This is a genomic window from Thalassospira sp. GO-4 (assembly GCF_023588965.1).
GTDB lineage: Bacteria > Pseudomonadota > Alphaproteobacteria > Rhodospirillales > Thalassospiraceae > Thalassospira > Thalassospira povalilytica.
Window position 1 is genome coordinate 717,818 of the sequence record NZ_CP097807.1, and the last position, 12,834, is coordinate 730,651.

At 53.1% G+C, this 12,834-nt stretch carries 13 protein-coding genes and 1 pseudogene; 6 read left to right on the forward strand and 8 right to left on the reverse strand.

The genetic code is table 11. The features are described from left to right. The first annotated feature begins 72 nt into the window (after positions 1 to 72). From M9H61_RS03445 to deoA, 3 genes are read left to right on the forward strand one after another with little or no spacing between them, the layout of a single operon-like run. Complete coding sequence (locus tag M9H61_RS03445; RefSeq protein WP_101246130.1) at positions 73 to 486, forward strand: cytidine deaminase; 414 nt, start codon at positions 73 to 75, stop codon at positions 484 to 486. Then, positions 483 to 1,289: a purine-nucleoside phosphorylase gene (locus M9H61_RS03450; protein WP_068519190.1), complete on the forward strand. Its 807-nt coding sequence runs from the start codon at positions 483 to 485 to the stop codon at positions 1,287 to 1,289. Before M9H61_RS03445 ends, M9H61_RS03450 begins: the two co-directional genes overlap by 4 nt. A 60-nt stretch (positions 1,290 to 1,349) precedes the next feature. Next, positions 1,350 to 2,690 carry a thymidine phosphorylase gene (gene deoA / locus M9H61_RS03455; RefSeq protein ID WP_250283409.1) on the forward strand — a complete coding sequence of 447 codons (1,341 nt, stop codon included), beginning with the start codon at positions 1,350 to 1,352 and terminating at the stop codon, positions 2,688 to 2,690. 53 nt (positions 2,691 to 2,743) lie between these two features. On the opposite strand, the gene M9H61_RS03460 is transcribed toward deoA, so the two are convergent. The 6 genes from M9H61_RS03460 to M9H61_RS03485 all read right to left on the reverse strand — a co-directional run bounded on the left by M9H61_RS03460 (position 2,744) and on the right by M9H61_RS03485 (position 8,954). Beyond that, positions 2,744 to 4,345, reverse strand: a complete 1,602-nt coding sequence (locus M9H61_RS03460) for a GMC family oxidoreductase (protein WP_250283411.1) — start codon at positions 4,343 to 4,345, stop codon at positions 2,744 to 2,746. 12 nt (positions 4,346 to 4,357) lie between these two features. Continuing rightward, entirely contained in the window at positions 4,358 to 5,329 is a 972-nt protein-coding gene (locus M9H61_RS03465) for a branched-chain amino acid ABC transporter permease (protein ID WP_250285017.1), read from the reverse strand. Between the two features lie 16 nt (positions 5,330 to 5,345). Continuing rightward, complete coding sequence (locus M9H61_RS03470) at positions 5,346 to 6,230, reverse strand: branched-chain amino acid ABC transporter permease (protein ID WP_206927787.1); 885 nt, start codon at positions 6,228 to 6,230, stop codon at positions 5,346 to 5,348. A gap of 7 nt (positions 6,231 to 6,237) precedes the next feature. Continuing rightward, the gene (locus M9H61_RS03475; protein WP_068519185.1) at positions 6,238 to 6,945 is read right to left on the reverse strand and encodes an ABC transporter ATP-binding protein; all 708 of its coding nucleotides are present in this window, start codon (positions 6,943 to 6,945) and stop codon (positions 6,238 to 6,240) included. Continuing rightward, the gene (locus tag M9H61_RS03480; RefSeq protein ID WP_323133589.1) at positions 6,938 to 7,681 is read right to left on the reverse strand and encodes an ABC transporter ATP-binding protein; all 744 of its coding nucleotides are present in this window, start codon (positions 7,679 to 7,681) and stop codon (positions 6,938 to 6,940) included. Before M9H61_RS03480 ends, M9H61_RS03475 begins: the two co-directional genes overlap by 8 nt. Positions 7,682 to 7,745: 64 nt before the next feature. Beyond that, positions 7,746 to 8,954 carry an ABC transporter substrate-binding protein gene (locus M9H61_RS03485; RefSeq protein WP_114112419.1) on the reverse strand — a complete coding sequence of 403 codons (1,209 nt, stop codon included), beginning with the start codon at positions 8,952 to 8,954 and terminating at the stop codon, positions 7,746 to 7,748. Between the two features lie 252 nt (positions 8,955 to 9,206). Between M9H61_RS03485 and M9H61_RS20655 the strand changes: the two are divergent. From M9H61_RS20655 to M9H61_RS03495, 3 genes and pseudogenes are all read left to right on the forward strand, one after another. Next, positions 9,207 to 9,389: pseudogene (locus tag M9H61_RS20655) on the forward strand (LysR family transcriptional regulator); the annotation flags it as partial. Between the two features lie 18 nt (positions 9,390 to 9,407). Beyond that, positions 9,408 to 10,121 carry a LysR substrate-binding domain-containing protein gene (locus M9H61_RS03490; protein WP_250283413.1) on the forward strand — a complete coding sequence of 238 codons (714 nt, stop codon included), beginning with the start codon at positions 9,408 to 9,410 and terminating at the stop codon, positions 10,119 to 10,121. A 138-nt stretch (positions 10,122 to 10,259) separates the two neighbouring features. After that, the gene (locus tag M9H61_RS03495; protein WP_068519181.1) at positions 10,260 to 11,024 is read left to right on the forward strand and encodes a DeoR/GlpR family DNA-binding transcription regulator; all 765 of its coding nucleotides are present in this window, start codon (positions 10,260 to 10,262) and stop codon (positions 11,022 to 11,024) included. Positions 11,025 to 11,087: 63 nt separating this feature from the next. Here M9H61_RS03495 and M9H61_RS03500 read toward each other — a convergent pair whose 3' ends face one another. Both M9H61_RS03500 and M9H61_RS03505 read right to left on the reverse strand, forming a co-directional pair. Continuing rightward, the gene (locus M9H61_RS03500) at positions 11,088 to 11,906 is read right to left on the reverse strand and encodes an ABC transporter ATP-binding protein (RefSeq protein ID WP_250283415.1); all 819 of its coding nucleotides are present in this window, start codon (positions 11,904 to 11,906) and stop codon (positions 11,088 to 11,090) included. Positions 11,907 to 12,041: 135 nt separating this feature from the next. Continuing rightward, entirely contained in the window at positions 12,042 to 12,827 is a 786-nt protein-coding gene (locus M9H61_RS03505; protein ID WP_068519179.1) for an amino acid ABC transporter ATP-binding protein, read from the reverse strand. Positions 12,828 to 12,834: the final 7 nt, after the last annotated feature.

Sequence of the window (12,834 nt, forward strand, 5' to 3'; positions counted from 1 at the left end):
TTAATCATGACTACATGTCAACCGATGCTGTCCCGTTCGGGGCGGTGTGGAATTTCAAACAGGATTACGTAAATGGGCGAGATGAAAAAGGCACCGCGCGATCTGATTGACGCTGCATTGGCGGCGCGCGACAAGGCCTATGCGCCTTATTCAAAATTTCATGTCGGTGCCGCATTGCGTACAGCCGAAGGCAAAGTCATTGCCGGCTGCAATGTTGAAAATGCAGCCTATCCCGAAGGCGTCTGTGCCGAAGCCGGGGCGATTTCGGCAATGGTCTTGGCGGGCGAAACAAAGTTCGACGAAATCGTGGTTGTTGGTCTTGGCGATGTTGCCTGCACACCTTGTGGTGGCTGCCGTCAGAAAATTCGCGAATTTACCGGTTCTGATGCGACGATCTTTATCATCAATGATGCCGGTGAAACGCTTTTGACCTTGTCGCGTGAAGAACTGATTCCACATTCCTTTGGTCCGGAGAACCTCAAATGAGCAACGTAAAAGCTGCATTGGACGTGATCGCCGCAAAGGCACCCGGCTTCAAGGCCGAGGTGGCATTGGTACTTGGAAGTGGTCTTGGCGGGGTTGTTGATGCCGTCAGCGAAGCAATCCGCATTTCCTATGAAGATTTGCCCGGTTTTCCGCGCCCGACCGTTGTCGGACATGGCGGGACGCTGGTGCTTGGCCGGATTGGTGGTGTTTCGGTCGCGGTGATGCAGGGACGGGCGCATTATTATGAACATGGTCGTTCCGATTTGATGGCAGAACCGCTTGAAACCATGCGGGAACTGGGGGCAGAGCGCCTTATTCTGACCAATGCCGCCGGATCGTTGCTGCCCGAAGCCGTTCCGGGAAGTCTGATGCTGATTACCGATCATATCAGCCTGTTTGGGCCGAACCCGCTGATTGGCTATCACGGGAATGACCGCTTTGTCGGTATGGATGTGCCTTATGATCCGGAAATCGGTTCGGGTCTTCATGACACGGCGGCCAAACTGGGGATCAAGCTGTTTGAAGGCACCTATTGCTGGTGCACGGGGCCAAGCTTTGAAACCCCGGCTGAAATCCGCGCGCTCAAGACCCTTGGGGCGGATGCGGTCGGGATGTCGACCGTTCCTGAAAACATTCTTGCGCGTCGCCTTGGCTTCAAGGTTGCGGCAATTTCAAATATCACAAACCTTGCCGCCGGCATGAGCGCAACACCGCTGAGCCACGAGCAGACACTTGAAATGTCCAAAACAGGATCTGCCAATCTTATCAAGATCTTGCTTCAATATTTTTCAGGTGCTGCCTAAACGCGGGCAAGACCGGAAAACGGTCTGAGACAGTAACGACAAGCGCGCAGGAGACAGCAGATGCTGCCGCAGGAAATTATTCGCCGCAAACGCGAAGGCGAAGTTCTTACAGACGCAGAAATTGCCTTTTTCGTCAAAGGCATCACCGATGACAGCATTAGCGAGGGACAGGTTGCGGCCCTTGCCATGGCGGTGTTTTTCAATGGCATGACCATGGACGAACGTGCCGCACTTACCCGCAACATGCGTGACAGTGGCACCGTCCTTGACTGGAAGGCGCTCGGACTTGACGGACCGGTGGTTGACAAACATTCGACCGGTGGGGTCGGTGACAAGGTCAGCCTGATGCTGGGGCCGATTGTCGGGGCATGTGGTGCATTTGTTCCGATGATTTCGGGACGTGGACTTGGCCACACGGGCGGGACACTTGATAAATTTGATTCCATCCCCGGATACCGCACCACGCCGACCCTTGAAGAATTCGCCAAAGTTACCCGTGAGGTCGGGTGTGCGATCATTGGTCAGACGTCGGATCTTGCTCCGGCCGATAAACGTTTTTATGGCATCCGCGACGTAACGGCGACGGTCGAAAGCATTCCGCTGATTACGGCATCCATCCTGTCAAAGAAACTGGCCGCCGGGCTTGATTCCCTGGTGATGGATGTGAAGTTCGGGTCGGGTGCGTTCATGAATGAATATGATCGCGCGCGTGAATTGGCGCAAAGCATCACCGAAGTCGCCACCCGCAATGGCGTTCCGACAGTTGCCCTGTTGACTGATATGGAACAGGTATTGGGCGATACGGTTGGCAATGCGCTTGAAATGGTTGAGGCGATCGATTTCCTGACCGGTAAGCATCAGGAACAGCGTGTCTATGATGTGACCATGGCGCTGGCGGCCGAAATGCTGGCGGTCAGTGGTGTTGCAACCGATGTGTCCGAAGGTCTGCGTCAGGCGACAGACGCGCTTGAAAGCGGCAAGGCGGCCGAGGTCTTTGGCAAAATGGTTGCCAGCCTGGGCGGTCCGAGCGACTTTGTCGAAAAACATGCCAACTATCTTGAAGCGGCCCCGATGACCAATGCCGTCACCGCGGCCAAGACCGGTCGCGTCTTGTCGATGGATGCCCGCAAGGTTGGCCTGGCACTTGTCGCGCTTAAGGGCGGGCGGACGCGTGCCGATCAGAAGATTGATTTCGCCGTCGGCTTTACCGATTTTATCAAGGTCGGCCAGCCGGTTTCAGCAGAAACACCCCTGTGTGTCGCGCATACCCGTGATCAGGCGCAACTGGATGCGGCGACCGCATTGCTTCGTGAAGCCATCGTGATTGGCGATGGTGACGTTGCCCCGACGGGGTCGGAACCCGCGGTGCGCGAACGCATTGTGGCCAGCCTTAAGGGCTAAAACGTCAGCGCATGATCTGTGAAAAAGGAAAGCCGGGGATTACCCCGGCTTTTTTATTGTGTCGCAGATGCCTTGATCATGGCGGCGGCCTTTTCGGCAATCATGATGGTTGGCGAATTTGTGTTGCCTGACACAATGGTCGGCATGATTGACGCATCGGCAATGCGCAAACCGTCAAGACCGCGCAGTCGCAATTCCGGATCAACAACCGATGCCGGATCCGCCCCCATCCGACATGTCCCCACCGGATGGAAAATGGTTGTGCCGATATCACCGGCCGCACGTATCAGGTCTTCTTCGCTATCATAGGCGGGGCCGGGTTTGAATTCTTCGGGGGCATAGGGTGACAGCGCCGGCTGGCTTGCAATTTTGCGCGTCAGGCGGATGGAATCTGCGGCAACCTTTTTATCGGCATCCGCGGACAGGTAATTTGGCGCAATGGCAGGCTGCTCGGAGTGATCCGGACTGGTGATATGGATGCTGCCCCGGCTTTGCGGGCGAAGATTGCAGACACTGGCAGTAAAGGCCGGGAACGGGTGAACCGGTTCGCCGAATTTCTCAAGCGACAGCGGCTGCACATGATATTGCAAATTGGGCGTTTCAAACGAGGCGTCAGACCGCGTGAAAATGCCCAGCTGGCTTGGCGCCATCGACATCGGGCCGGACTGGTTGAACAGATATTCCAGCGCGATGCTTGCCTTGCCAAACAGGCTGCTGGCCTTTTCATTCAGGGTTCGAATGCCGCTTACCTTGAATGCGCAGCGCAGTTGCAGGTGATCCTGAAGGTTTTCACCGACCTGCGGGCTGTCGACAGCTTGCTCAATGCCATATTGCTGAAGGATGTCACCACGCCCGATCCCGGAAAGTTCAAGAATTTGCGGGGACCCGACAGAGCCGGCAGACAGAACGGTTTCGCGATTGGCATAGACCGTTTCGATGTTGCCGCCGCGTTCATATTCAACACCGGTGACACGTCCATCAGCAATGATCAGCCGACGGACATGGGCGTTGGTGCGGACTTCAAGATTTTTACGATCAAGGGCAGGGCGCAAAAACGCCTTTGATGTGTTCCAGCGAATACCGCGTTTCTGGTTCACATCGAAATAGGATGATCCTTCGTTGGTACCACGATTGAAGTCGGGAACCTTGGGAATGCCGGCCTGTTCGGCGGCATCCTGAAAGGCTTCGAGGATTTCCCAGCGTACGCGGGCCTGTTCGACCCGCCATTCGCCGCCTTCGCCGTGCAATTCGTCAGCACCGCGGTAATAATCTTCGGATTTCTTGAAAAAGGGCAGCACATCGTCCCAGCCCCAATTTGAACAACCCGATTGGCGCCACTGGTCATAATCATTAGCCTGACCGCGCATATAGATCATGCCATTGATCGATGAACAGCCGCCCAGAACCTTGCCGCGCGGATAGCCAAGCGATCGGCCATTCAGCCCCGGTTCGCGGACGGTGTTGAAACACCAGTCCACGTTCGGGTTGCCAATGCAGTAAAGGTAACCTACCGGGATGTGAATCCAGGGATTGCGATCCTTGCCGCCTGCTTCAAGCAACAAGATGTTTGCATCAGCCATCTCCGAAAGACGGTTTGCCAATGTGCACCCGGCCGATCCTGCACCGATAATGATGTAGTCGAATTTTTGCTCCATGCGCCTGATACTCTATTTGGGGGATTTCAGGCCCAGCTTTACAGCCAGGTTTGACGCATTAAATTCGCCGACAATCCCGCGACGGAACAATAATACGCAGACGATGAAAATAAGGCCGGTCAGAACGGTGACCGGGAAACCTGTGGTCGAGAGGTAGTTTTGGACCGTGACCACAAAGGCCGCGCCAAAAATCGGGCCAAATATCGTACCAATTCCACCCAGCAATGTCATAAGGATCACTTCACCCGACATCTGCCAGGCAACATCGGTCAGGGTGGCAAACTGGAAAACCAATGCCTTAAGACCACCAGCCAGACCGGCAAGTGCAGCAGACATTACAAAGGCACCCAGTTTGTAAAGATTGACCGAATAACCAAGCGAAATTGCACGATTTTCATTTTCCCGAATGGACCGAAGTATCATGCCAAACGGGGAATGAACGATCCGCCAGACGGCAAAAACGCCAAGAACGAAGACGCCAAGAACAAAGAAATACATGTTCAAAGGCTCGTTAAGATCGATGAAGCCAAGCAGATGTCCGCGCGGAACCCCTTGAAGCCCGTCTTCACCTTTGGTGAATTCAGCCTGAAGGCAGAAGAAGAAGAACATTTGCGACAATGCCAGGGTGATCATGGCGAAATAGATACCTTGGCGGCGAATGGCGAAGAATCCGATCACCAGACCCATGACAGCGGCACCGGCCACACCAAGCAGAATTCCGGCTTCCGGCGAAAAGCCCCATTCCTTGACCGCATGTGCGGTGAAATAGGCGGCACCACCAAAGAAGGCGGCATGGCCAAAGGAAAGAAGCCCCGTAAAGCCCAGCAGAAGGTTAAAGGCGCTGGCAAACAGTGCAAAGCACAACACCTTCATCAGGAAAACCGGATACAACACGAAGGGCGCAAATATCAGCGCGATCAGCAGTGCGATGCTAAGCGCAATCTGGACGCGGTTTGCGGTCTGATTGCGTGTTTCGGAGGTCATACTAATTTCAGTCATATCAAGCATCCCGACCAAACAGACCCGCAGGCCGGATCAACAGTACAATGGCCATGATCACAAAGATCACGATGTTGGAGGCTTCCGGATAGAATACCTTGGTCAGGCCTTCCAGAATGCCTAGCATATAACCCGTAACAATCGCCCCCATGATAGATCCCATGCCGCCGACAACAACGATGGCAAAAACCACAATAATAAGGTTTGAACCCATCAGCGGGCTGACCTGATAGATCGGTGCCGCCATGATGCCTGCAAGTGCCGCCAGCCCGGCGCCAAGCCCGTAGGTCAGCGTCAGCAGGAACGGGACATTGATGCCGAAAGATTGCACAAGCGTCGGGTTCTCGGTTGCGGCACGCAAATAGGAACCAAGCTTTGTCTTCTCGATCAACAGCCAGGTACCGATACAAACGATCAGCGAAGCAACAACAACCCAACCGCGGTAAATCGGCAAATACATGAAGCCAAGATTGACCCCGCCCGACAGCAATTCGGGTGTCTCGTAGGGTTGGCCGGATGTTCCATAGAAATAGCGGAAGCTGCCTTCTATCACCAATGCTAGGCCAAACGTAAACAGCAGGCCGTACAAATGATCCAGGTTGTAGAGACGCCGCAAAGCAAACCGTTCAATGACGATCCCGGTCAAACCAACAATCACCGGCGCCAGCAAAAGGGCAAACCAGTAATTGACGCCGACCCATGACAGCAGAAGAAAACCTGCGAAAGCGCCCATCATGTATTGGGCGCCATGCGCGAAATTGATGACACGCAAAAGGCCAAAAATAATCGCCAGCCCAAGACTGAGCATGGCATAGAACGAACCATTGATCAGGCCGATCAGAAGCTGACCGAGAAACGCCTGAATTGGAATACCAAAAATCATAATCACGGCGTCATACTCCCAGAACTTCGTGCAGGGTTTCCATTTTCGCGGGCAGTTCCGCCAAATCAAAACCGTCTGTCACTTTCCCGTGATCCATAACGTAGAAGCGGTCGGCAATCTTGCTTGCAAAACGGAAGTTCTGTTCAACGAGCAAGATGGTCATGCCACGCGCTTTTAGGGTTTGCAGCACTTCTCCGATGCGTTGAACGATTACCGGTGCGAGACCTTCGGTCGGTTCATCAAGCAGCAGCATCTTGACGCCAGTACGCAGCATGCGTGCCATGGCAAGCATCTGTTGTTCACCACCGGAAAGCTTGGTTCCCTGACTGTTACGTCTTTCCTTAAGGTTCGGGAAAAGCTGATAGATTTCCTCGACCGTCATTCCGGTATTCGAAACGACAGGGGGCAGCATAAGATTTTCCTCAACACTGAGAGTCGAGAAAATTCCCCGTTCTTCCGGGACAAAGCCAATACCCACCCGTGCAGTATGATGAAGAGGGCGGTTCATAAGGTCGGTACCGTCAAAGCTGATGGTGCCGGTACGTTTGCGCAGAATGCCGACGATTGAACGCAAGGTGGTTGTCTTACCCATGCCGTTGCGCCCCAATATCGTGACGGTTTCGCCTTCGCGGACTTCCAGATTTACACCATGCAGGATGTGACTTTCATCGTACCAGGCATTGAGATCCCGAACGGAGAGAAGAGTTTTATCAGTCATGGTCCGTCCCCATGTAGGCGATCTTGACTTGCTCGTCATTGCTTACGGTGGCGTAGTCGCCCTCTGCCAGAATTTCACCGCGTTGCAGGACGGTGATGTGGTCACACAGGTCAGACACGACATTCAGGTTATGCTCGACCATCAGGACGGCCCGTGTTTTTGCAACTTCTCTTATGAGTTCTGCGACCATTCCGACATCTTCGCCGCCCATACCGGCCATTGGTTCGTCAAGAAGGAGAACCTTCGGATCAAGTGCCAGCGTGGTCGCGATTTCAAGCACACGCTTGCGTCCATAGGACAGGTCCGCGGCAAGACTGTTGCACTGATTTTGCAATCCGACCGAGGTCAGAAGTTCCATCGCCCGATCATTTAGAACATCGAGTTTGGACAAAGGCAGCCAGAACTGTGTCGACAAATTACCCGGACGCTGAAGGGCGACGCGTATATTTTCCAATACCGTCAAATGAGGGAAAATTGCCGAAATCTGGAAAGATCGAACCAATCCCATACGCGCGACGCGCGCGGGCGCGGTCTTGGTAATGTCCTGACCAAGCAGGGTGATCTTGCCGCTGGTCGGCTGCAGGAATTTTGTCAGAAGATTGAATACGGTGGTTTTGCCTGCGCCATTTGGTCCAATCAGCGCATGCACTTTGGCGTGATGAACGTCGATATTGACGTTGTTGACCGCAGTAAAGCCGCCAAAATCGCGACGAAGGTCACGAGCGGAAAGAACCACTCGTGACTTTGTCTCGTTTTGCTGGCTACCGGGTTTCGTGTGAAATTCGGTTGCCGTCATGGTCTTATTTCGATGCCAGGCTGCAACCGCTTTCGGCCGGATCGATGAAGGCCTTGTTGCCAGGAACGGTATCAAGGATGTTGTAGTAGTCCCAGTCACCCGTCATTTGGTCTGGCGATTTTACTTCCATGAGATACATGTCGTAAATCATGCGGCCGTTGGCGCCGACCTTGCCATTGTTGGCAAAAACGTCATTGACCGGCATTTCATGCAGGGCCTTGGCGACAGCTTCGGTTTCGTCAGTACCGGTTTTATCAATGGCCTTGAGATACTGAAGAACTGCCGAATAGGTGCCAGCCTGGATCATGTTTGGCATACGACCCGTGCGGTCAAAGAAGCGTTTGCCAAATTCGCGGGTTTCGTCATTACGATCCCAATAGAAACCCTCGGTCAGGGTCAGCCCCTGGGATGCCTTGGCGCCAAGACCATGGACTTCTGCAAGCGTAAAGAGCAAGGCAGCCAGTCGCTGGCCGCTCTGTACGATCCCGAATTCCGATGCCTGTTTGATTGCGTTGGCGGTATCAAGACCGGCATTGGCAAGGCCAATAACTTTTGCCCCGGATGCCTGTGCCTGAAGCAGGAAGGAAGAATAGTCGTTCGTTCCAAGAGGATGACGGACTGAACCCGATACGGTACCGCCGCTTTCCTTTACAAAGTTACCGGTCTGTTCTTCGAGTGAATAGCCAAATGCGTAATCGGCAGTAAGAAAGAACCAGCTGTCACCACCGTTATTGACCAGTGCGCCGCCGGTGCCAACAGCAAGTGCGTGCGTGTCATATGCCCAGTGGAAACCGTATGGGGAACATTGTTCGCCTGTCAGTGCCGTTGTTGCAGCACCGGTAACGATATCGATCTTTTTCTTTTCTTTTGAAATGCCCTGCACGGCAAGTGCGACCGAAGACGTCGTCAATTCCATGATGGCATCAACTTGGTCCTGATCATACCATTGACGTGCAATGTTGGCCGCGACATCAGGCTTGTTCTGATGGTCAGCTGTAATGACTTCAACCGGCTTTCCCTGAACGGTGCCGCCGAAATCTTCAACGGCCATTTTGGCTGCTTCGAATGACCAGACACCGCCGAAGTCGGCATAGACGCCCGACTGATCATTGAGAATGCCGATTTTGACGACGTCATTTGAAATCTCGGCATGGGCGGGCAGTGCCGCGGCTGCTGCCATAATTGCAACCGATGCAATCGTGAATTTCTTCATCTAGATTCCTCCCTGATGGAATGAAGTATCCGTCGTCAAGAATGAGACAACGGACTGTAGGACGTTGTTTGACTGCACATTTTTGTTATGGGTGGGCGCAAGTGAAATGTGTCAGTCAAGTATCTGAATTATTGGTATTTTTTGTTAGTTTGATTTGGTTATTCAGAACTTTGAATTACGATAACATTGACCAAAACACCTTCAAATATATAATTTTGGACAATGATTGTACAAAAATGAACAGGTCGGTGGATGCGTCAATTCTCCTGGGATGATTTGCAGTATTTTCTCGCAGTTGCACAAGAGGGCAAGCTGTCTGCGGCGGCACGCCGGTTGCGCACCAGCCACGTAACGGTTGCCCGGCGCATTGATCGCCTTGAAGAAGGCATCGGCGCCAAATTGTTTCAACGAAGCGGAACGGGCTATACCCTGACTTTCATGGGGGAAAAGCTGATGGAACCGGCCCGGGCGATGTCGATTGAAGCCGACAAGATGCTTGGTGTCGTCGGCGAGGGCACAATACCGCTAAGCGGGGTAATCCGGCTAAGTGTTCCGGAAGGATTCGGGAGTTTCTTTATCGCGGACAGGCTTCCGCACTTCGCGTCGCAACATCCGAACCTGACCATTGAAATGGTCAATATTCAGCAAATTGTTTCTTTGTCCCGGCGTGAAGCGGACATTTCGATTTCACTTAATACGCCAAAGGCGGGGGCATACTATTTTGAAAAGATCTGCAGCTATATACTCTATATCTATGCATCGAAGGATTACCTGAAGCAGTACGGCAAAATCGAACGAAGATCGGATTTGGCGAAGCATCCATTTATTGGCTATATCGAAGACATGATCTTTACACCCGAACTGAACTATTTGGGTGAGATCGTCCCCGGATTGCGGCCGTCCTATCAAACGTCAAGCGTGTTTGCGCAGGCCAAGGCGTGTCGTGCGGGGTACGGGTTATGTGTTCTGCCATATTATATGGGCAACATGTTTGATGATCTTGTTGCGGTGATGCCCCACAGCATTCCAATCCATCGGGACTATTTTCTGGTGTGTCACAATGACGTCATTGACGCGGCGCGTATTCGACCACTCATTGATTTTATTCGGGCTGAAACAGCAAAATCGAATGACTGGTTTGCGGGTTTCCCCAGCCAATTTGTGTAACCGATTGCCCTGGACTTGAAAAATTGCGACTGAATTTGCACAACTGCGCTTGCAAGACAGGAAAATTCACCGCATTTTGATCGGTAACGAAAATTTGCCCGCCAATATGAAAATCAGAAAATATCAGGAGAGAACGGCATGGGAAAACTGGATCGGCGGCGTCGTGAGATACTCGAACTTGTGGCGTCCAACAGCTTTATGACGATTGATTCCCTTGCCGAACATTTTTCCGTAACCCCGCAAACCATCCGTCGAGACATCAACGAGATGGCCGAGGAGGGGCTGATTGCGCGTTATCACGGTGGCGCGGCAAGCGTGTCCACGACCGAGAATACGGCCTATCAGGATCGTCAGGTTCTCAACCTTGGCAGCAAACGCGAAATTGCGAAACTGGTTGCCGAACATATTCCCGAAGGTGCATCGCTCTTTATCAATATTGGCACCACCAACGAGGAAGTGGCCCATGCGCTTTCGGGTCATAAAAGCCTTAAAATCATCACCAACAATCTGCATGTCGCGGAAATTTGCGCCGCCAATCAGGGGTTTGAGGTAATCATTGCCGGCGGTGTTGTGCGCCAGCGTGACTTTGGTGTGATCGGTGAGGCAACGATAGACTTCATCAACCAGTTCAAGGTCGATTACGCCATTATCGGCATTTCCGGTGTGGATGAAGACGGCAGTTTGATGGATTTCGATTATCGGGAAGTGCGGGTTGCCCGCGCGATCATTTCCAATGCGCGTCAGACTTTCCTGTGTACCGATGCCTCGAAGTTCGGGCGGCGCGCCATGGTGCGTCTGGGGCACCTGTCCGAAATTGATGCCCTGTTTACTGATCGTCATCCCGGGCCAATCTGGTCGGATGTGATCCGTGAAGCCGATGTGTCGGTCTATACCGCTAACTGATCAAGAGTAATAATTGCCGCCGGTCTGAGCGGTGAGTGATTTGGCGTGAGGCAAGGGACGGGATCAGGCGAAGATGCCGTCTTCGCGTTTGCCGGTCCGCATGGTGATCGGGCCTTGCGATGAGCCATCAAGCATCTGGGTAAGATGGGCGTTGTGGGCATCATCAATATCGTCAGTCTTGCCGGACCAATAGACTTTGCCATCATGCATCATCATCAGGTTTTGATACCGGGTGCGGGCGATTTGCATATCGTTGGTAATCGAAATGACGGTTGTGCCGCGCTGTGTCGCGATCTTTGAAATCATCAGTTCGATATGGTTCGACAAAACCGGATCCAGCCCCGCCGTCGGATTGTCAAGCAACAGAAGTTCCGGATCGGTTGAGATTGCGCGCGCAATTCCGACGCGCTTTTGCATGCCACCCGACAGATCGCTTGGTGTCAGTTCCGCACTTTCTTGGGCCAGCCCGACAAGTCCAAGCAGTTCGACAGCCCGTTCTTTGGCGGCCTTGCGGCTAAGTGTGCCCAGTTCAATCTGACGAAAACAGATGTTTTCCCAGACTGTCAGACTGTCAAACAGGGCGTTTTGCTGAAACAGCATCCCGATCTTTGCCGCCCATTTCGGACGTTCGGGGGCGTTGGTATCGCTGACATCATCCTTATCAAGGTAAATGGCACCTTCATCAGCACCATAAATGCCCACCAGGCATTTCATCAAAACACTTTTCCCGGCCGCGGACGGCCCGATAATCGCCAGTGTTTCGCCCCGCGAAAGGGTCAGATCGACATTGTTGATGGCAACCACAGACCCGAAGCGTTTGGTAAGTTTTTGAACGGCAACAAAGGCCGTGCTGTCCGAATGAGAAGATGCAGCTTGGGTCATTGAAATTCCGGTTGTGATCCAGTTTGCGCAGAGTTTCGGCAATTGGCGGGCAGGGGGCAAGCATCAATTTCACAAAAATGAAAACGGCCCCGATCGGGGCCGTTTTGCATAAGGTCGTGAAGTCTAAAAATCCGCTTAGTGCGAAAGAATCTGGCTGAGGAACAGCTTGGTACGTTCGCTTTTCGGATTGTCGAAGAATTCATGCGGACCAGCCATTTCAATGATCTGGCCGGCATCCATGAAGATCACGCGATCAGCGACCTCTTTGGCAAAGCCCATTTCGTGGGTCACGCACAGCATGGTCATGCCTTCTTTTGCAAGTTCGACCATAACGTCGAGAACTTCCTTGACCATTTCCGGGTCAAGGGCCGAGGTCGGCTCATCAAACAGCATGATTTTCGGCTGCATGCAGAGCGAACGGGCAATTGCCACACGCTGCTGCTGGCCACCGGAAAGCTGACCCGGATATTTGTGGGCCTGCTCGGCGATGCGGACACGCTCAAGATAGTGCATGGCCAGATCATTGGCTTCTTTCTTGGGCATCTTGCGAACCCAGATCGGCGCCAGTGTCAGGTTTTCAAGCACAGTCATGTGCGGGAACAGGTTGAAGTGCTGGAACACCATGCATACTTCGCGACGAACGGCTTCGATGTTTTTGACATCGTCACCCAGAAGGATGCCATCCACGGTGATTTCGCCGGTCTGATAGGTTTCCAGACGGTTCATCGTGCGGATCAGTGTCGATTTACCCGAACCCGACGGGCCACAGATAACGATACGCTCACCCTTGCGAACGGTAAGGTCAATATCCCGCAGAACGTGGAAATTGCCGTACCATTTGTTCATCTTGTTGACGACGATGACATCTTCCTCGCTCGGAGAAGGCACAGCGCCGGTAGTGGTTTCAGTTGCTACAGTCATTGTTCTT